Origin of the sequence: Dehalobacter sp. DCM, assembly GCF_024972775.1 — a bacterium.
Lineage (GTDB): Bacteria > Bacillota > Desulfitobacteriia > Desulfitobacteriales > Syntrophobotulaceae > Dehalobacter.
In genome coordinates, this window is record NZ_CP092282.1 from 783,218 (window position 1) to 805,029 (window position 21,812).

The 21,812-nt window shown below is 44.7% G+C and carries 13 protein-coding genes; 10 read left to right on the forward strand and 3 right to left on the reverse strand.

What is annotated here, in order from left to right; genetic code table 11:
• Positions 1–300: 300 nt before the first annotated feature.
• The 3 genes from LPY66_RS03905 to LPY66_RS03915 all read right to left on the reverse strand — a co-directional run bounded on the left by LPY66_RS03905 (position 301) and on the right by LPY66_RS03915 (position 5,960).
• Entirely contained in the window at positions 301–1,110 is an 810-nt protein-coding gene (locus LPY66_RS03905) for a 4Fe-4S dicluster domain-containing protein (protein WP_337986794.1), read from the reverse strand.
• Positions 1,110–3,698, reverse strand: a complete 2,589-nt coding sequence (locus LPY66_RS03910; RefSeq protein ID WP_337986795.1) for a molybdopterin-dependent oxidoreductase — start codon at positions 3,696–3,698, stop codon at positions 1,110–1,112. Before LPY66_RS03910 ends, LPY66_RS03905 begins: the two co-directional genes overlap by 1 nt.
• A 231-nt stretch (positions 3,699–3,929) precedes the next feature.
• Positions 3,930–5,960, reverse strand: a complete 2,031-nt coding sequence (locus tag LPY66_RS03915; protein ID WP_337986796.1) for a sigma-54 interaction domain-containing protein — start codon at positions 5,958–5,960, stop codon at positions 3,930–3,932.
• Between the two features lie 242 nt (positions 5,961–6,202).
• On the opposite strand from LPY66_RS03915, the gene LPY66_RS03920 reads away from it, so the two are divergent.
• From LPY66_RS03920 to LPY66_RS03965, 10 genes are all read left to right on the forward strand, one after another.
• Positions 6,203–6,958, forward strand: a complete 756-nt coding sequence (locus LPY66_RS03920; protein WP_337986797.1) for an N-acetylmuramoyl-L-alanine amidase family protein — start codon at positions 6,203–6,205, stop codon at positions 6,956–6,958.
• A gap of 95 nt (positions 6,959–7,053) precedes the next feature.
• A complete protein-coding gene (locus LPY66_RS03925) occupies positions 7,054–8,211 on the forward strand; it encodes an amidohydrolase (protein ID WP_337986798.1) in 1,158 nt (385 codons plus the stop codon).
• A 376-nt stretch (positions 8,212–8,587) separates the two neighbouring features.
• Entirely contained in the window at positions 8,588–9,847 is a 1,260-nt protein-coding gene (locus LPY66_RS03930; protein WP_337986799.1) for a hypothetical protein, read from the forward strand.
• A 103-nt stretch (positions 9,848–9,950) separates the two neighbouring features.
• Complete coding sequence (locus tag LPY66_RS03935; protein WP_337986800.1) at positions 9,951–10,676, forward strand: ABC transporter ATP-binding protein; 726 nt, start codon at positions 9,951–9,953, stop codon at positions 10,674–10,676.
• Positions 10,663–11,415 (forward strand): ABC transporter permease, encoded by a 753-nt coding sequence (locus LPY66_RS03940; protein WP_337986801.1) that lies wholly within the window; start codon positions 10,663–10,665, stop codon positions 11,413–11,415. The genes LPY66_RS03935 and LPY66_RS03940 overlap by 14 nt, the downstream gene beginning before the upstream one ends.
• 11 nt (positions 11,416–11,426) lie before the next feature.
• Positions 11,427–12,932, forward strand: a complete 1,506-nt coding sequence (locus LPY66_RS03945) for a sensor histidine kinase (RefSeq protein ID WP_337986802.1) — start codon at positions 11,427–11,429, stop codon at positions 12,930–12,932.
• Between the two features lie 53 nt (positions 12,933–12,985).
• Positions 12,986–13,696, forward strand: a complete 711-nt coding sequence (locus LPY66_RS03950) for a response regulator transcription factor (protein WP_337986803.1) — start codon at positions 12,986–12,988, stop codon at positions 13,694–13,696.
• Between the two features lie 773 nt (positions 13,697–14,469).
• Positions 14,470–15,225: a L,D-transpeptidase gene (locus tag LPY66_RS03955; RefSeq protein ID WP_337986804.1), complete on the forward strand. Its 756-nt coding sequence runs from the start codon at positions 14,470–14,472 to the stop codon at positions 15,223–15,225.
• Between the two features lie 344 nt (positions 15,226–15,569).
• On the forward strand, positions 15,570–17,384 hold the full coding sequence (locus tag LPY66_RS03960) for an ATP-binding response regulator (RefSeq protein WP_337986805.1): 1,815 nt from the start codon (positions 15,570–15,572) through the stop codon (positions 17,382–17,384).
• 45 nt (positions 17,385–17,429) lie between these two features.
• Positions 17,430–21,743 (forward strand): amino acid adenylation domain-containing protein, encoded by a 4,314-nt coding sequence (locus LPY66_RS03965; protein ID WP_337986806.1) that lies wholly within the window; start codon positions 17,430–17,432, stop codon positions 21,741–21,743.
• The last annotated feature ends 69 nt before the right edge of the window (positions 21,744–21,812 follow it).

Sequence of the window (21,812 nt, forward strand, 5' to 3'; positions counted from 1 at the left end):
TAATAGAAAGAAGACAATATAATCTATCAAAGGAAAAGTGTACTTAACTGCAAGAAATTCAATGGATTTCTTTTCTATAGTTTTAGCAAGAGACTTCTAATCAAAACGTCTTTTTTAGTATATCAGAAAAACTCTAAGTGACTTTCTGTTCCAGAAACAGCGTTGCGTGTGATCGATTGCTCTTGAATCAGATTGGATAAAGTGACAGGGGACGCACAATCATTTAGTTATACGTCCCCTTAGTCTCTAATCAATGACGCCAGGAATTCAATTGGTCCATTGGATTAGGAAAATGGTGTATCACGCCTTTTTCAATTGGATATCACCGATATTGATGCTCTTATTGACGTGTACTTCGTCGATCTGGTAGGATAGATATCCTCCCTTTTCCATGCTAATAGAATATACACCATCCGGTAATTTATTAAACCAAAAATCGCCAAAATCATCCGTTTTGGTTACGCGTATTTCCCCTGATGCTTTGTCAATCAGGGTGATTGTGACGTCTTCCAGATCCTCATCAATTTGTGCGTCCCAGACCTCCCCCGATACAAAATTCTTTGGCAGGTTTAAATAGTAGACACGGGGTTTGGATCCGGACTCCGGAAGCAGAACTTCTGCCTGGCTGATCAGATCCGCAAAATCTTCTTCTTCCCCGAAGAGCAACGCATCCGTGCAGCACGCCTCCACACAGCGGGGAATTTGGCCTTCATCCAAGAGGTGAGCGCAGCCGGTGCATTTCTGAGCCAGCTTAAGTTCTTCATTCCAGTAAATCGCGCCGTAGGGGCAAGAATTTACCAAAGACGAATTTCCTTGGGCCTTTTCCGGATCGATGATCACCATGCCGTCGGGGCGTTTATAGACGGCACCGCTGCCCGCCGTGATACACGGTGCGTCATCACAATGCATACAGGGTGTCGGCGTGTAGCTGACTCTGACCTTCGGAACACTGCCGAGGGTCTTTTCATTGACTTTCATCCAAAAGTGGCCAATTTCCGGCTGGGGTTTGGCAATCGGTGTCCAATCATTTTCGACGTGCTCATCTTTGCAGACGATCTGACAGTTATAGCAGCCGTTGCATTTGGCAACATCAAATATAAATACCTTCATTATTTATTACCTCCTTCGATCCAGCTGTCAAAGACAAGACCGTAAGCCGGATCATAGTCGCGGGAGAACGCATCCGGGTACTGTGCTTTCAGCGCATCCAGGTCTACTTTTTCTACGCCGACCAGGAAGCCGCTGGTGACTTCGCCTACGCAATTGCCTGATGTGACTTCTGTCGGACAGATCAGGTTATTGGCACCGCCGCGGTCAAGTTCTCCCTGCACGATGGGATCAAGTCGCGCACCGTGGTCCTGATAAACAACGCCGGGCATGATCCGTTCGGTGATATAGGCGCCGCCGAGGACACCGCCCCGTTCATTGTAGAGTTTGACCACATCACCGTTATGGATATCCATCTTTTCTGCATCAACCGGATTAATCCACACGGGCTCATAGAGATAACCGTCAGGACCTTTGACTTTACAGGTGGGAATTTCACGCAGCCAGGTAATATCGTCCATGTTGGCGTGAATGCGCCAACGGGGATGGTTCGAGACAAGCAGGAACGGATACTTTTTACCGCGTTCCAGATAGGTCCGTTCCTGATGGCGTTCATTGTGGGAAATCCAGCGGGGAACAGGCTTGCGTTCTTCATCGTCCGGGAAGTGTTCGGCTAATCCCACACTGAAGAATTCCAATTTACCGGTGGGTGTCGGTAAGGGATAGTTGACCGGGTCATTGGCAAATTCACTGTAGCCGGGAGCCCGATCTTCCCATCCCTCACGGATCGGAACAACGAAATATTGGTTGTCTTTCCAATCATCATAGCTGATCATGGTTTCCACCCCGGAGTTCATAAAGCCGAGAATAATTTTATCTTCAATGGACATTCCCTGGGTATATTGTTCATACAAGCCAAGTTTCTTGGCCACTTCGCAGACGGCTTCATAGTCGCTCTTGGATTCACCGACGGGCTCGACGCATTGTCCTTCATAAACCAGCATTTCATATTGCCCGCACTGGGTATCCGCCGCAATATCTTCTGTTTCATAGCGGGTATTGGTAGGCAGAATAATATCCGCCATTAAACAGTCATTTTCCATCCAAGGATGCTGGACCACAACGCATTCGATCTCCGTGCTCCGTAAGGCTTCGATAAATGAGTTTCCGCCATTCCAGCAGGTTGTCCAGCAGGGGGAGTCACTCCAGATCATATGGATCCGCGAACCGCCCTCGATGGGGAACTGATAGCGGTCAAATTGATCTTCCCGGGGCATGGATGCCACGACCCGGCCATACCAGCTTAATGTTTCGTTAGTTAAAATCGCTTTGGGGACAAGAGTCTTGGGGATGAACTGCCCGTTAGGTTCCAGCATGGCACCGCTATAGGCTGCACCCGCAGAAGGCGATATGACAGAAGCGGGACCGGGGTTAGCCACATCGATGCCGAAGAAGCCCCACTCCAGCATTTTAAGCTGGCCCTTTCCAGGCTGGCCAAGACCTTGCATGCCAAGTAAGCATACTTCCAGGCGCCCGGGTTCATGTGAGAAAGCAGAGCGGATAAAGGAGCCGCCGTTCCCATGGACAATGGATGTGGTTTCCTTAGCCCAACGGCGAGCCAGTGCTTTAATATTGCGTGAAGGTACACCGCAGATTTCCGCAGCCCAAGCCGGTGTCTTAGGGATACCGTCATCCTCACCCAGAACCACTTTCTTGAACTCATCAAAGCCGTGGACATGGCTGGTTACATAATCCTTTTCAAAGGTGTCTTCAGTAATCCAAATATAAGCGATTGCCAATTGTAATGCCGAGTCGGTATTGGGTTTAACCGGAATCCAGCGATCAGCATGGACAGCGGCAGCATAGTTCAAGTCCGGTGAAATATAGATTTGTTTAATACCCAGGTCAGCGTACCAATAGGTCAAACGACTGGCTGTCTGACCTCCCCAACCCCAGGGTGTGGTTTCCTGATCGCAGCCCCAGAAGAGCAGATTCTTCGCATGTCGGGCGATGTCTATCCAGAGGTTTTGCTGGCGGCCTTGACCCAAAGTCGTGCCGTCTCCGCCCCAGATATGTTTGGCTCCCCAGTACCAGCCTTCCCAGCTGTCCGGCTGACGGGCCTGAACGGTAAATCCGCCCAGAAGATTGAGCAAATGGGTTTGGCAACCGTGGGGTGCATGAACGACTTTACTCTCACCATGGCCGTCGCATTGCGCCAGAACAGTGGTTGCTCCATATTTTGCATACACACGTTTTAATTCTTTGGCAATGAGCTCCGTTGCTTCGTCCCAGGAAATCCGGACATATTTGCTGATGCCGCGGTTTTGGGGATTTCGTTCACCCTCCGGATGCCAGTCCACCCGTTTCAGTGGGAATTTAATCCGGTTGGGGGATGTGACCCTCTTCTTATAGGCGTAACTATAGGGTGCATTTAGTGTCTTTTCTTTCGGTTCAAATACTTTGCCTCGGACTTCCAGTCGCCACTTATTTACATCTTTCTCCGTGTATTTATCGAAGTAATAGAGGGGGCGGGTTCGTACTATTTTCCCATCGCAGATTTCGACCTGCTGGGTATTCGTCCCGCTGCCATTACCGCATAATCCGGAATGCTTGAATCTGATGGTGATGTCTTTGGAATTAGGCTTAGTCATTAATAGTTCCTCCTTTACCTTAGATTAAATCGGATACTTTTATGAATTACTGCAGTCTCTATTATCTAATGCAATTTCTATGCCATTAGGCACCATAGAGATCCGGACCGCGCTATTCGTCTATCTATGGATAAAAAAAGACCTGAAGACATGCATTTGCCTTCAGGGGATGTTACCAAGATGAAAATGGTTGCCAAAACGAAAATGGAAGAGCCGTGTTTTTGGTTTTGTTTAAGGAATATCGATCTCGTATTCTTTTAATTTCCGATAAAGCGTTGTCCGCCCAATGCCGAGAATCTTGGCTGCCTTGGAAGTATCATTGTTAGTGCTGTTCATGGTCATTTCGATGGCATCCTTTTCCAATTCCGCCAGCGAAGCCAGGGCTTTCCTGGTAACAAGCGGATTGTCATCCCGGGCAGTTATTTCGTCCGGCAAATCTTTGGGTGTGATCGTCTCTCCGTTACACATATGGACAGCAAACACCATCGCGTTCTCCAATTGTCTGGCGTTCCCGGGCCACGTGTAATCAATAAGGACATGAAGTGTTTCTTTACTGAGTACCGGCGGTGTCATTCCGATTTTCTGGCAGGTCGTTTCCACGAAATAATTGGCTAATACCAAAACATCCGCGTTGCGTTCCCTTAATGGCGGTATAGTGACCTTGAATACGGCCAGGCGGAAATAAAGATCTTCCCGGAACTGGCTCGTTTGGATCATGTTATATAAGTTCTTGTTGGTTGCGGCAATGATTCGAACATTCACGGGGATGTATTTTGAGCCCCCGAGCCGCATCACTTGCTTTTCTTCCAATACCCTCAAGAGAACAGGCTGAATTTCGATGGGCATATCACCGATTTCATCAAGGAAAATCGTACCGCCATTGGCCAGCTCAAATTTTCCCGGACGTCCTTTTTTTTCAGCGCCGGTAAAGGTACCGCCTTCATAACCAAATAATTCGCTTTCGATCAGCGTTCGGGGCATTGAGGCGCAGTTGACGGCAATGAAAGGGCCATCCGGGCAGAAACTATTATGAATAGCCTGAGCGAATAATTCCTTACCCGTACCGCTCTCTCCCATCAGGAGGATATTGGCATTTGTTTTAGCTATTTGTTTGGCCATATTCAGTGACCGTAATAGAGGTTCGCTGTTGCCTTTGATATCCGTGAACGTATAACTGGCTTTTGTTCCGCCCCGATGACCGACTAACCGGTCAATCCGGGAAGATCGGGTCAGGCGAATCACCGCGCCGTTAAAGCGGGTCTTTTCATAATTGGATATGGGTTCGATGGACATGATATATCTTTTTTCCATAAAGTCATTGCTCATGGAAACCTCAACATCGTGAACAGGAGAGCTCGTCCGGATAACATTTTCGATATTCGGATCATAGCCAAAATACTTGGTATAGTGATGGCGGAAATCATCGCCTTGGTTAATACCGAATATGCGGCAGGCTTCTTTATTGATATTGGAGATCATGCCATGATCGTCCAGGGTAATGAATCCTTCCTCAATAACAGACAAGGTGGCTTCCAGCGTTTGGTAAGCTGTTTCCAGCTGTTCATTTTTCTGTTTGAGTTCCAGTTGGCTCGCGATTGCCTTGGCCATGGATGAAACCCAGCCCAAGGAATGAGCCCGGGTACTGTCCGGTTGGCTCCAGGCACCGAAAGACTGGATGATACCCAAAGTACCAATGACATCGTTGTTGCTGTTGACAATGGGGGCAGAAGACGCAATGTTGTTTACCCGTTCCATCAGATAATTACTCGGACCTACCAGTTGAACGGGGCGTTTATGCAAAATACTCAACGACGTCGCCGTCGTCCCGGTAATCTCTTCGCGGCAAGAGGAAGTACCGATACCATAGTTCTCATTCTTAACGGAGTTGACTTCGTTACGATCCCCAATGATAAATAGAACCACACCGGTACTGTCCGTGAGTAACATCAGATAATTGGAAATAGTCAACAAGGGTATGAATTTTCGAATGAAGGGAATAGCTGTTTGCAGGAGCAGCTTATTGGCTTGAAGTAACGCACGGATTTCCTTTGGCTCAGGTGTTTTGTGCTCTTTCTCATGATGCGGATCGATTCCGTATGCCCGGGAACGGATCCACGATTCGGCGACTTCCGGGGCAATATACGCATTATTTCTTGGATCCTCATCATTTTCTATGAAGCGCTTTTTAGCCAGAACAATCTGGTTCAGATTTTCCGGGGTGGTCTCGTAATCAATGATTGGACGGTCATCAAAGTTTACCATGTCGTCTCCTCTATCCACTTTATTTCTATTTTGAAACACAAGCGTGCTATGAATTTTAAACCTATTTCTATTTTAACATAGATTTTCAAAATGGTAATGTACTTTTAAGGAAATATGCTATTCTGAAAATGCATTTCCATTGTTAATATGCCATCACAGATTTGTTTTTTGAAGAAAGGGTCAAGACGAATGTATTTATTCCTAACGCCATAGATATAGACTGTAGGGAAGGGGGATAAAACATGCGAATAGATAGATTATTCCATCGAAATAAACCCAGGCCGGTTGTCCTATACGTCGCTGCCGGGGTTCTGGTGATCGCCATATGCTTAGGCCTATATCATACGGCGGTCAACACAAACAAGACTGCGGGTGATATCCCCGGATGGAGTTGGGTGCTCGGAGGGGTTACCGTGACAATTGATGCCGGCCATGGTGGTGTTGATCCGGGTGCAGTCGGTGCGCATTCGTTGGAAAAAGATATCAATTTGGAAGTAGCAAAAAGGCTGCAGCTGCTTTTACGACAAGCAGGAAGTAATGTTATTATGATAAGAGAAACGGACAGGGATTTTGGGACGTCAACGAGCCTGATGCAGCGCAAGCGGGAAGACTTGGCCTATCGGATCCAAACAGCTGTAAACTCCCAAGCAAAGATATACCTTAGTATTCATGCGAATAGTTTCCCGGATGAACGGCAGCATGGTCCCCAGGTATTTTACCATCCCGATTCAGAGGAAGCGAAGTTTCTGGCAAAATCCATCCAAGATAGCATGAATAAAATTGCAACGAAGAAACGAGAGGCCAAAGCGAACCAAAGTTATTTTATTTTAAAGAAGACCGATATGATTGCGGTAACCATCGAAGTTGGTTTTATCTCTAACCCGGAGGAGGAAAATAAGTTAATTGACAGCGCTTATCAGCAGCAATTAGCCATGGCTATTTTCGAAGGAGTGGGAAACTACTTGAGCAATGACCGTCCGGTTGTGGCAGATGATTGAATCGCGGAAAAATTCAATTAAAAAAAGGAAGTTTTCAGATGAATCCCGAATAGTATGCCTAAATTAATGAACGATGAATACATATGGGGACTTCAATGGAACATGTGAAGAACAACATCATAAAGGCCGCCGCAGATAGGCATCAGGATATTTGGGATCTTGCTTACCGGATCGGGATTCATCCTGAGCAAGGTTATTTGGAATATCAGGCCTCACATCTTCTTTCTTCTTATCTTGAAACGAGAGGATTTGTTATTGAGCACAGCCTGAATGGTATGGCTACTGCTTTTTTCGCGCGTCATAAAGGAAAGCAGCCGGGCCCGACAATTGCTTTTCTGGCGGAATATGACGCCTTGCCGGACCTGGGGCATGCCTGCGGACATAATTTGATCGGCGCTGCCAGCACGGGTGCAGCGGCTGTCTTGAGTATGATACCGGAAATGCCCGGAGAGGTCTGTGTTATTGGCACCCCCGCCGAGGAAACCAGTGGCGCTAAAGTGACCATGATCGAAAACGGAACCTTTCAGGGACTGGACGCGGCATTGATGTTTCATCCCGGAAACGCCAACGTACCGGAAATTGGCAGCCTGGCGCTTGATGCGATAGAGGTCACCTATTACGGTAAGTCCTCCCATGCGGCCCTCGTTAATCATAATGGCATTAATGCCCTTGAAGCCGTCTTAAATCTATTTAAGAAAGTGAAGCGGCTTAAATATTGGCTTGCAAAAGATGAAAGAATCGACGGTATCATCATCGAAGGAGGGAAATCACCGAATATAATCCCGGATAAAGCAGTTGCTCGATTTTATCTGCGGTCTGGGCGGCGTGAGGACCTGGAGATACTTCGTCAACGGTTTATTAATGCAGCCCAAAAAGCCGCTGATGAGGAAGGTGCTCGGCTGGACGTTTGCTTCTACGAGCATTCCTATCATGAGATGGTGACGAATAAACCGCTGGCACATACATTTGCGAATAATTTGCGGACATTAGGGGTAACCGACATCGAATCGCCCCAATCCATTCTGGGATCAATTGATATGGGCAACGTCAGTCATGTGGTACCGGCATTGCACGCTTATTTAAAGATGGGCGAAGGAAAGGATATTCAGCATACATCGGAGTTTGCGAAAGCGGCAGTATCTGAACCGGGGGAAAAAGTCCTTTTGCTTGCGGTCCAAGCACTTGCTTTGACCGGCTGGGATGTGCTTACCGATCGTCGGCTTCTGGAGCAGATCAAGAAAGATTTTTTTTAAAGCATGCAATATAATGCTTTCGTATTTTGGGCTGGGCCGCCTGCACAACGCCACTTTCGGCTCTTGTGCCCTCCATGAATTTGCATTTAGGAAGTTAAAATTCTTTTGCCCTCCTTGGCGAATTTTAACTTAGGTCCATCCATGGACCGTTGCGCTCCGCAATCAGTGCTCCGCTTGACGTCGGCATTGTGCAGGCGACCTTACTCTGGGGTAATTTAAGTATCTAATTCGAGAATGATCTACTATTTAACGAACGCTAAGTAAATAGACATTCAATTATTAATAATTTGTTTAGATTCTGTTTACGGATATTCAAGATATTGGGAGTATGATTATACTTGGAAGTCTTCCAATTTATGAAAAGGAGTAATTACAGATGAGAATATCAAAAAAAGTGGTACTGCCGGCTGTGTTTATCGCGGGGATTCTGTTGTTTGCCACGACAGCTTTTGCGGACATCGTCAATAAAAGCGGCTATGATACACTGAAAGATGGCGTGAAACAAACAGCGGCAAGCTGTTCGGAGAGTTTTAACAACTTCACCCTGGATTTTTCTTATGCCGTCAAATATAAAGGCGAAACCATCAGCTCTGAAAATGAGGTTAAAAAGTATGATCGCCAGAATGGGGCAACCGAAGATAATTCCTATAGAATGAATCCGGATGGCACTACTTACAGATCGTATTATTATATGGATAAAAGCACATGGATCACCGGCAATGACATCGGTACGAGCAATGAAAGCTATGTTTATACGGAATATACTGAGGGAAGGGAAACCGATACCGATCGCTTTAGCAATCCGTTCAAACAGAGTGAAGCCGCGGATATTGAGAAAATCGTGGATGCCGTTGTGGGAAGTTTGAAGGACCAAGTTGTGGTACAGGAGAATGCCGACGGCAGTAAATCCCTTTCGGGATCCTTATCCGAAGTCCAGATTCCGGCATTGGTGAATGCTGTGGCTTCCTTGCAGGTTAAACAGGCCTTTGCCGGAGATAATAGCTTAAGAGCTAAAATTCCTGCCCTAACCCAAGATATCTATGTCAAACAAATCGAAGGTTCGGCAACCATTGACCCGGACGGAGCTATGAATTATCTGTTGGCAACCTTAATTCTTTCCGGTAAAGACGCTCAGGGGCAGGTCCATGAAATTACCATGGAAGTGCTTGTTAAACTAACGGATGTCAATGCCACGGTAGCTCAAAAACCGGATCTCACTGGTAAAAAAGTTGAGAAAGTAACAGGGAAAAGCAGTTCCGGTCCGCAGATTTCCAATCCGGAGATGTTTGCCGGTACCTACAGTAATGCCATTATCATTCAGCAGGACGGCAAGTTTATCAAGATTGGGGAACGGTATCTCCTGATAGCCCATGCGGATAACACAACCATTGCCGGAAGATATTACGAAGAATATAAAGAAGGCTATGAAACGTATGCTCAGAATGCGCTTGCCTTTACCTTTGATGCCAATACCTCTGAGCCTGAAAAGCAGGATGCCATGTTTGAATTCATAGACAGCGCAGGGTTGAACCGGACAGGGAGTATCTACCTGGATGAACGAACCGCCAAGATCTATTTCAATCTCAATATCCCGAGTGATTCCTATGACCCGGTATTCATGCCGGTTTTGGAATGAAGGACTTAAGGAAACACAACGAAAAAATCACTCACCGTATGAAAACAGGAGCTGCCGGGGATTCCCCGGTAGGCTCCTCGAGGTGTATATTGGGGGAAACTGAATGGAAAAGGTAATTGAGATCGTCAGCCTGACCAAAAAATATAAGAATGGCCGTGGTATAGAGGATATCTGTCTGGATATCTATCAAGGTGATATTTTTGGTTTTCTTGGCCCAAACGGTGCCGGGAAAACAACAGCAATGAAGATCATGACCGGTTTGATTCGACCGGATCGCGGCGATGTCCGAATTTTTGGCCATAGCATTACCGAAGCCTATGAGCTGGCCATGGCAGAGGTTGGCTGTGTTATTGAAATAGCGGACTCCTATCCCTTTTTGACAGCCTATGAAAACCTGAAGCAGCAGGCGCGCTATTATCCCGGAATCGATAACCGGAGGATTGACGAGGTCCTGGAACTGACAGGAATGCTGAAGTATAAAAAGGAAAAACCAAAGAAATTTTCCTTGGGGATGAAGCAACGCTTGGGTTTGGCTGCGGCAATTCTGTCCAGACCAAAGGTCCTGATCCTGGACGAGCCGTTAAACGGACTGGATGTGGAAGGAATGATCGATGTCCGTAATATGATTAAACATATGGCCGAACAGGAAAGAACGACATTTTTTATATCCAGCCATTTGATTCATGATGTGGAACTGACCTGCAATCAAATTGGGGTTATTTATAACGGAAAGATGCTGAATGTGGATACAACGGAGAATATCCTCAAGAATTACGCCACATTGGAAAACTACTTTGTCAGCGAGGTGGAACAAAATGGCCGCGTTTAAAGCTGCTTTGATCAATGAAATCGAAAAGCTGTGCAAAAAAAAGAAAGCCCTCGCCATCGTCATCATTTCACTGGCCGTGATCGTCATAGGGCAGCTTGTGGTCGTCGGCGTCAGAAACGGTTTTGGTGTTAGAGGGACAGGCAGTCTGGAATTCCCCGTCTTAGTTCTATCTGTGGTCGTCAACACCATATTGCCCCTATTTACTGCGCTGATTGCCATCGATTGTTTTTCAGGTGAATTTTCTCATAATCTGATGCGGGTCACCTTGACACGGCCCGTAAGCAGATTGAAAATATATTCAGCCAAAATGACGGCTATTGCCGTGTTTATCCTGGCTAATCTGCTGATCTTGATGGTCTTATCGATGCTGGCGGGTTTTCTGTTTAACGCGAACTCGGCATCGTTAGCGAGCTTTGGGCGAACGGCGCTGGCCTACGTCATCAGCTTATTTCCCTTGCTGACGCTGGCCTTAGGGGTCGTACTTCTGGCGAACATATTTAAAAGCGGTACCTCCGTGTTCTTTATTGCCATCATTGCATTTTTGGCCATTAAGGCATTTGGCATATTCTTTTCCCAGTATTCAAGCTTGTTGATTACCTCGCAGCTGGATTGGTATAGTTTATGGCTCTCACATAGTATTTCATTGTCTAAAATTGGACGGGACATAGGGCTGATGCTGGGTTACGCACTGATGTTTTTTACCGCCGGTTTTTATCTGTTCGATAAAAAAGAGTTTTAAGAGGATCGGACATGAATCTAAAGAAACGCTTAATTGCAGCCAATGCAGCCACCGTGGCCATACCGTTACTGATAACGGTACTGGTCGCTGGGGCTTATTTGTTTATCTACAGTGCACTTTATGGCAATCTTTATTCCTGGGAAGAATACCAACACGCATCACGGGTCGAAGCTGTTCGGCTGGATTCAGAGCGGATGGTTCAGCAGAAGGGTGCCGGGGCCATCGATAATGATCTGTTTCGGCAGCAGTTAAGCGATAAAATGAGTGAGATCGGAGGGAAAGTTCTGATCCTGCGGGAGGGTAGCCTGGTTTATTCTTCGGCAGACAATGCGGTTTTCAGCAAAATCGACCTGGCTAAGGCAGTGGAGGCGGGGCAAGGAAAACAAGGCAGTAATACCATAGATATAGCCGACCGGTCGTTTAAGGTTCATGTTATTGCGCTGAATTCACACGACGCTGACAGCACCGGCAACTCGGGTAACTCCGGTAACTTGGCTAACACAGCTAATTCAGATAACATTACCGTGCTGCTGCTGGTGCCGGCCGACGCCTCTTCCCAAGGACTCATTTCGTTTCTTACCGTAATCATACTGACATTTTGTCTCTCTTTTGTGATCACCAATATCCTCATTTCTTACGGGTTTTCACAAGCTATCTTGAAGCCGCTTAATCACCTGCAGAAAGCGGCAGCGGATATCCGAACCGGAAACCTGGATAGTCCCATCGCTGAGGAAGGCGACCATGAAATAAAAGCATTGTGCCGTGATATGGAGCTGATGCGAATCAAGCTGAAGGAATCCATCCTCACCCAGCTTAAATACGAGGATAACCGAAAAATGCTCATATCCAGTATCTCGCATGATCTCAAAACGCCGGTAACGTCAATTAAAGGCTATGTCGAGGGTATTTTAGACGGGGTCGCACATACTCCGGAAAAGATGGAGAAATATCTAAAAACGATCTATGTGAAAGCAGAGCAGGTCGATACAATGATTGATGATCTCCTGTTATATGCGAAACTGGACGTGAATCAACTCCCGTTTAATTTCGAAAGGACTGACATTCAAGAATTCATTCAACATTGTGTGCTGGAAAGCGATCCGGAACTTGAAAAACACGGCATCACGATAGACGTAGTCAACGATCTTAAACAGCCAAGGGACGTATTGCTGGATCAGGAACGCATGAAAAGAGTCGTTATGAACATCGTTGATAACTCCCGTAAGTACATGGATAAAGACCACGCCTTGATCCGGGTCCATTTAAGAGAAAGATCCTCCCGGGTTATCCTTGAGTTTCAGGATAACGGGTGCGGGGTCAAAGAAGAGGATCTGCCCCATATCTTTGACCGGTTTTACCGTTCCGATCAGGCCAGAACAGGCATCGCAGGCAGCGGGCTTGGCTTGGCGATCGCCAAGCAGGTGGTTGAAGGGCACAAGGGGAGTATCTGGGCTGTATCCCATGGTGACGAAGGAACCAGTATCCTGATTTCGTTAGCCTATCTTAAAGATGCTTGAACCAAGAGAACACATCGGGTATTCTGTAGATAATACGATTTCGAAGAGGCATTATGAAGAAAATACTGATAATTGAAGATGACCGGAATATTGCGGAACTTCAGAAGGATTATTTAGAGGTTGAGGGGTTAGCGGCTGATATTTGTACAGACGGCGCTGCCGGATTGAAACAATTTCAGGAAAATAGCTATGATCTCCTCATCCTCGATATCATGCTTCCGAATCTTGACGGCATGGAGATTCTGCGCTGTTTGCGGGAAGAAAAAGAAGTCCCGGTCATTCTTGTCTCCGCTAAAAAAGAGGAGATCGATAAAATAAAGGGATTCAATCTCGGTGCCGATGACTATATCACCAAACCATTCAGTCCGGGAGAACTGGTGGCCAGGGTCAAAGCCCATCTGCTTAATTATGAAAAGCTAAAGGAAAAATTCAATAAACATCACCATGCAGGCGGCGTTGAAGGCAGTGCCGTTATAGTCCGAGGCCTGCGGATTGAGAAAGCCGCCCGCAGAGTATTTATGCATGACCGGGAGGCGAATCTTGCCCAGAAAGAATTTGAACTGCTCTTATTCCTCGCTGAGAACCCCAATCGGGTGTTCAGTAGGGACGAACTATTCGAAAGAGTATGGGGACTTGAGGCCTTTGGTGATTCAGCGACGGTCACGGTGCATATCGCCCGTCTTCGGGATAAAATAGAAAGCGATCCGTCAAACCCGCAGTATATTGAAACCGTATGGGGAGCGGGGTATCGGTTTCGAGTGTGATTACCGGAGCGGATACTTGAAGGCTGTACTTAGATTGCCGCCGAGGGCAAGGCAATGGTACAGTGTATTCTAAAAAACTAGGAGTCTGACCGACGAAACGTTTTCGTTGAATATCTATGCATTTTGATGAGCAGAACATGGCTTATTCGTGCATAATTCATGCTGTTTTGAATAAATATTCTTGGTTTTTCTTTCGTCGGTCAGACTCCTAGTACACCGTTCGTTTAATATGTTAGGTATTATTCGTATTTGGGGCTGGGCTGCCTGCACAATACCACTTTCGGCTCTTGTGCCCTCCATGAATTTGCGTTAAGGAAGTTAAAATTCTTTTACCCTCCTTGGCGAATTGCAATCGTTAACAGGAAGTTCAAATTCTATTACCATCCGTGGTGAATTTGAACTTAGGACCATCCATGGTCCGTCATCCATGGACCGTTGCGCTCCGCAATCCGTGCTCCGCTTGACGCCGGTATTGTGCAGGCGTCCTTACTATGGAGTAATTTGAGTAACTAATGAGAGAATAGTCTACTAGGTACATCATTCTTTAAATTCATTCACAATGACCCAGTAGTAGGTCTGGGTGGCTCAGTTCCAGCGCCGAGCGGAGCATGGAGGCGGAGCGCGGCTGTTTGCGCCATGGAGGGCGCAACAGCCGAAAGCGGAATTGAGGCACACAGACCAACCCGAGAATTCTCATTTGATGACATATTTAGAGAACGTTGTACTAGTACTAGGCATGTGTTCACCTTGTTCACAATGTAAATAATTGGTTCATGTTAACCAAAATACTAAACAAATGCGTTAGAAAGAAGAAGATCGTCTTGAGAAAAAGAAGAACTAACAATAACAGATCCCGTAAACCATTAAAGGTAGGATTCTTTGTGATAGCGATACTATTTGTTGCTGCCAGTTTGATGGCTTTTTTTGGCGGACCGGAAGCCGTCGGGGTATTTTCACTGAACGATTCAAGCCAAGTACAAAACGCGCAAGACACGCAAGACACCGCTTCCGCCGTCCAAAACCAACCAAATGGATCATCGGGTACTGAGGAAAACACGAACGGGAATAATCCGGAGGCAGCAGACAGCAAACAAGGGACTGAGGAGGAACAACCGGGAACAGTACAGGCTGGGGATAAGGAGACTAATCCCAGCGGAGATTATCGAATCGATGTGGATTTGGCTAAACAAATTGTCACGATCTATTTTCAGGGCAATGCCGTTAAACAGTTCACAGCGTCTACCGGGGTGAATGATTCAACGCCGCGCGGTGATTTTGAGATCCAGAACCGGGGCGAATGGTTTTTCTCCGAGAAATATCAACAGGGTGCTAAATATTGGGTTTCCTTCAAAGACTGGGGTGTGTATTTATTTCATTCCGTCCCGATGGACAAAAATAAGAACATCATCCCTGAGGAAGCCGCTAAACTTGGAACCCCGGCTTCGCATGGCTGTGTCCGATTAGAAGTAGAAAACGCGCAATGGCTATATGAGACGATCCCTCAGGGGACGAAAGTGCATATTCATTAGTTCGGAGAGATTTAAGGAATTACAACGAGGTTTTGCGCGATGTTTCCGTTGCCGAGCCTGTCTTTTTAACGAAAAATGGTTTACATTCTCAATTTTACCATTTTTATGAAGGTATTTTTTGTAACTGACAGGTTTTACGGGTATTCGACAAGAATTGTGTGCCATAATAAGCAAGGAGTTAGGGCTGAACGAGAACTGCTGCGACCAAGGAAATAGCGTTACTGATCTTATCGGATTAGAGATATAACTAAAGATAACTTTTCTTGCTTTGCTATGCAGTTAGCCTATATTTGCGCTGGAACTTATTTGTGTTACCAGCTTCTGTTTCGTGAGAGGAGTTAAAAATGGCTATATTTGCACACGGCGAAAAGCAAAGTTTTAGAGAATTTAGAGAAAAGGAATATTTTAGTCAGGAACTCACATATACAAATTATTACAGGATGCGCTTTTTTAGCTTAATAATTATTGCTGTTATGATAATTCTTATGTTCATTATTGATCTGCCAAACTTGCAAAAGGGCTTCGAAGCCGTTGGCAATGAATACAAGGTACTTTTCTTTTTGCACTTATCCACCGGACTATCTATGCTTGTTTTCTTCGGCTTTTCCTGGCGAAAGCTCAGGCTGCAATCTACCAAGTTCACCAGGTGGGATAAATTGCTTAATTTCCTCTTCAATTTTAATATTGCAATTATTTGTGCGTTGTTTTCGGTTAACGATCAGCGGATAGACGGGCAAATAACGCTTTATATCCTTGGAATATATGTAATTGCCATAGTTAATTACCACCATCCTGTACGGAGTTTGTCGATCTATTTGGCAACCCATATAATCTTCATTCTGGGAATAACCGAATTACAGACTAACGCCCTTCTTTTACGCGGTTATTATTTCAATAGCACCGTCATAATCATCTTAGCATGGTTTATATCCAACATGCTTTATTACGCTAAGAAAAGGGACTTCTTAGCGGAGAAAGCTCTCCAGCAAAGTGAACAGAGAGCGCTGGCTTTGGTCGAAGATCTCAAAAAAATAGACCATCAGAAGAACCAATTTCTTAACAGCCTTTCCCATGAACTGAGGAACCCATTAGCCGCAATGATGATGAGCCTTTCTATTATTGAACTTGCAGATCCCGCATCTGCGCAGGTGGCTCAAGCTATGGAGATCTTCAAGCGGCAGACGATTCAACTCACTCGATTAGTCGATGACCTCATGGAAGTAACCCGGATCACCCAGAACAAGATTAAACTTAAAATAGACTTAATCGAGCTTAATAGCCTGGTTATAAGGACAGTGGAAGACTATAAGCATATGTTTGTGGAAAAAGAGATAAGGCTTGAAGTTGAAAATAATTTTCAACCGGTATATATACTTGCTGATTCAACCAGGCTGATCCAAATTATCGAGAACCTGTTGTATAACGCCTTGAAATTTACCAACGTTGGAGGGGGCGTTCAGGTTATTGTTTCGAAAGATGAAGACCAGGGCGAGGCTGTGATAAGTGTTAAAGACACCGGGATTGGTATTAAGCAAGAACTTCTGGAAGATTTGTTTCTGCCATTTGTACAAGCGGATATTTCGCTGGACCACAGCAGCGGAGGGATCGGTTTGGGCTTAGCTATTGTCAAAGGGATGGTAGAATTACACGGCGGGAAAGTTTCAGCCCGGAGCGATGGTTTAGGAAAGGGGGCTCAGTTTATCGTCCAACTTCCGCTTGCGGTTAATCGAGAGCCTCAAACGAGCTTTAAGCAACAAAAAGACCGGAAAAAATCCGGCAAACGACGGATATTGGTTATTGATGATATTCCGGATGTGGCGGAGATCTTGTGTTCCTTGCTGCGTTACTTAGGCAATGACGTTGTTTCTGCTTCCGATGGCATAAAGGGATTGGCCAAAGCAAAAGAATTTCAGCCGGATATCATATTTTGCGATATTGGGTTGCCCGGTATGAACGGATATGAAGTGGCACGCAATTTGCGGAGGGATGGGCGCTTGCATGACGTCTATTTGATTGCCCTATCGGGGTACGCCCAGCCGGAGGATATTGAACGCTCCCTAGAAGCCGGCTTTAATATTCACGTTGCTAAGCCAATAGATTTCGCTAAATTAGAAAAAATCTTAGAGGAAGATAATCAACTAGAGTATGGCCAAGCCTAGACTTCCAGGTTAACTCGCATATTTACTGCGATTGGGGGTGCATTTATGGTTTCCCATAAAATCTTATATCCTCTTACCAATGCCCAAAAATCCATCTGGTTTATTGAAAAATTTTATACAGACACACCATTTGTCAACATATCATTTATGGTCGAATTAAAAGAATGCATCGATTACATTCTGTTAAATAAAGCAATTAATCTTGTTATTAAGAATAATGACGCGGTGCGCACGCGTATCGTGGAAAACGGCAAAGAGCCTCAGCAGTATTTTTCAGAATACATAGAGCGGCAATTTGAGCTTCTTGATTTTAGCTATGTAAATGGCAGAGAGGAATTAAGCTATTGGGAGAAGTTAAGAAGCCGTGAACATTTCAAGTTATTAGATTCTGACCTCTATGACTTTGTAATGATTCGGCTTAGCGATCACGAAGGCGCTTTTTTCGGTAAGGTCCACCACATTGCGGCTGATGCCTGGAGTCTGACCAATCTGGTTAGTCAAATCCTGCAGAACTACTGTAAATTACGGGACAAGGAAGAAGTCGTGTGCGAAGAAAGACCTTCCTATAAAGATTGTATTCAGACTGAAATAGAATTTTATGGCTCGGATCGATATCAAAAGCATAAAGCCTTTTGGAATGAAATATTTTCGGATCCTCCGGAATTCACTCTTTTCAATAATAAAGCCGTTCCGAATCCGACGGCCGCTGAACGGAAAACCTTTATTTTGCCGAGCGACCTGACCGCTATGGTCAAAAAATTCAGCAGTGTGGAAAAGGTTTCTCCATTTTGCATTCTTTATGCCATCTTAGCCATACTTATTTGGAAATTGACTTCCAGAAAAGATATTGTTATTGGGACTCCCGTCCTTAACCGCAGCGGTGTCAAAGAAAAGAATACCATGGGAATGTTTATCAGTGCGATTCCTTTTCGTATGGAATTGAATGATGATCTCGATTTTGGATCCTTGGTTAAAAAAGTAAGCCAAAAATGGGGAATGTTGCTACGACATCAAAAATACCCTTTAGAACAGATTGTCAAGTATGTCCATGAAACCCATGCCAGACATGATAAACTATTTGATATTTCGTTATCCTTTCAGAATGCCAAATTCGACATTGGCAATATTAATTATGACATAAGATGGCTATTCAATGGGTCGCAGCTTGATTCCCTGACCCTCCACATCAGCGACCGTGAAGACAGCGGAAATTACACGATGGACTATGATTATTTAACCGATGTCTTCTCGGGAACAGATATTCATCGATTGCATCAATACTTTGTGACGCTCCTTCGTAATGCTATCGATAGTCCGAATTTGCCGCTTTCGGACATCAGGATCTTATCCGCTGGGCAGGAAGCTGATTTGCTGTGGAAATTTAATGATACCAGTCAGGAATACCCCAGGGAAGAGACTATTGTTACTTTGTTTGAGAAACAAGTGAGTTTAAATCCTGAAAAAGTTGCGGTGATCTTTGAGAATAGGGCAATAACTTACTTGGAACTGGATCAGCAATCTAATCAACTGGCCGGGGCACTACGGGCGCAGGGAGTAGAAAAAGGCGCGGTTATCGGTTTGGTAATGGATCGGTCCGTGGAAATGCTTGTCGCCATTTTGGCTGTTTTAAAGGCCGGAGGGGCCTACTTGCCTATTGACCCTGTTTATCCAATGGAAAGAATCAATTACATGCTGGAGAATAGTCATTGCCGGCTGGTATTGACCTACACCATAGATAATCCTGACCTACTATTGAAATCGCCTACATTTAACCTTCATGATCAGGAAATATTTAAAAAAGGCATAGCAAAGCTGGATGATGGACCGAAGCCGACGGATTTAGCCAATATCATTTATACTTCCGGCTCAACCGGAACTCCCAAAGGGGTAATGATCGAACACAGGGGATTGAACAACCTGATCCATTCTTTTTTAAGATCAATAAACTGCTCCGACATGACGGTTTTAGCGATTTCTTCATTTTCATTTGATATGTTCTTTGTCGAAACAATTTTCCCCTTGGTAAAAGGGATGCGTATTATCTTAGCTAACCGGCAAGAAGCTGTCGTTCCCTATTTGCTGCTTAATCTCATCGAAAATCACCATGTCGATTTTCTGCAAACAACGCCTTCTTTAATGAAATTAATCCTTAATGACCAAAACGCAAATAAGTTGCGGTTTTTGACAACAATTATTCTTGGCGGAGAGAGTTTTCCGGAACAACTATTAAGTGAACTTAAAAGAATTACGCAAGCCGACATCTTCAACGGTTACGGACCAACAGAATGTACAATTTGTGCGACCATAAAACACCTCAAGGAACAGGAACCCGTAAGTATCGGCAAACCTTTAGGCAATACCCAAATATACATTCTGGACGAAAAACTGAAACCCGTTCCGATTGGTGTATCAGGAGAAATCTTCATAAGCGGCGACGGTGTGGCACGGGGATACATTAACAACGAAGGGTTAAGCAGAGAAAGATTTATTGAGAATCCCTTTATTCCCGGTTGTAAAATGTATAAGACAGGGGATATTGCTCGCTGGCTGAACAATGGTGAAATTGAATACTTGGGCCGGAATGACAGTCAAGTTAAAATAAGAGGGCTAAGGATTGAGTTAGGGGAAATCGAAAGCGCCCTGCAAAAGTACGATAAGGTGAAAGAAGCCGTTGTTTTATGCAATGAAGACCGTCACCAAAAGAAGTACCTCTGTGCCTATGTCACGAAGCATGCTCAAAGTTACCTATCACGCTCTGATTTAAAGGAACATTTAGCAAAGAATCTTGCCAATTATATGATTCCGGCGCATTTTGTTATACTTGACAGCCTTCCCCTGACCTCAAACGGAAAAGTTGATAGAAAGGCGTTGCCTGAACCGGATATTGGGGCTGAACACAAGCTTGCCTATATTCCCCCCCGCAATGAATTAGAAGGGAAACTGGCCTTTCTTTGGCAGGAAACGCTGAAAATAACGCAAGTGGGAATCGACGATGATTTTTTTGCGCTGGGCGGCGACTCCCTTGCCGTATTGGAGGTTCTATCCGGTCTTTTTCCCAATGATTGGGGATTATCCGCTCAGGACTTCTATGATTTTCCAACTATCCGAAAACTATCGGAAAAGATCACAGGGTACAATTCAGTTCCGGTATGTGTACAAACAAACGAGCAAGAATTTCCTAAAGCAGTTAGCATTGAATCGAAATTCTCAAATATTAACACGGGTAATATCCTTTTAACAGGGGCGACCGGGTTTTTAGGAATTCATATCCTGTATGAACTGCTTGCTACGACCAGGGATACCATTTACTGTTTAATTCGCGGTAAAGACCCGGAGAAGAACCTTTATCAACTACTGGATTATTACTTTCCATTTTTCGCCCAAAGGCTGCTGCCTGGCAGAGTCATCGTCGTCAATGGGGATGTTTCCCACGAGAATTTTGGGCTTTCGGTGAAGGATTATCGTCATTTGAGCCAAAACGTTGATAGAATTATTCATGCGGCAGCATTGGTTAATCACTATGGTAATTATGATTCATATTATCGGGTTAATGTTAAAGGAACAGAGGAAGTTATTAAATTTTGTATGAATCATGCCAAGAAGTTAAACCACATCTCGACAATCAGCGTGGCTGGGAACTATAGGAATTATGATCACATAAACCAAAAGTTTACCGAGCGAGACTTTTATATCGGGCAGGATTATAAAGCCAATGTTTATGTAAGATCTAAATTTGAGGCGGAGAATCTCATTTTCAAAGCTGCTGAAAATGGGCTGAATGCCACTATTTTTCGGGTTGGGGTCTTAACCGGAAGATATACTGATGGGCAGTTCCAGATTAACATCCACCAAAATGCCTTTTATCGGCAATTAAAAGCTATTTTCTTATTAGAATCTGTGCCAGAGGACTACCTAAGAAAGTCTCTGGAATTTACCCCGGTAGATTATTGTGCACATGCTATTGTTAGCTTGCAAGCACTTCAGGAGTGTTTACCGGTTTATCATGTCTTTAATCATCACATGATTAGTGCCAATAAAATGCTTCAATTTTTAAAAACCATCGGAGTTAATATCAATGTTTTGTCACAAAACGCGTTTGATGATCTATTAACATCTTTTGCTGTGACTAACTATGGTAAAGAGATTCTTAGCGGAATTATTCCCAGTATTAATTCTAGCGGCACAATTGGCCTTGATTCTAACGTGGAGATTGGTTCATCCTTAACTCTCACGTATTTAAGTCAAATCGGTTTTGAGTGGCCTGAAATTGATAAAGAGTATGTCTTAAAAATTCTATATCACATGCGAGCTACGGGATTTTTGCAAAATGATGGTATAGAAGAAATAAAAAAGGGATAACAGAGGATATTATTTCGTTTATTGTATATATATGAAATAGTATAAAGAAATATGATAAGTTATTTCATA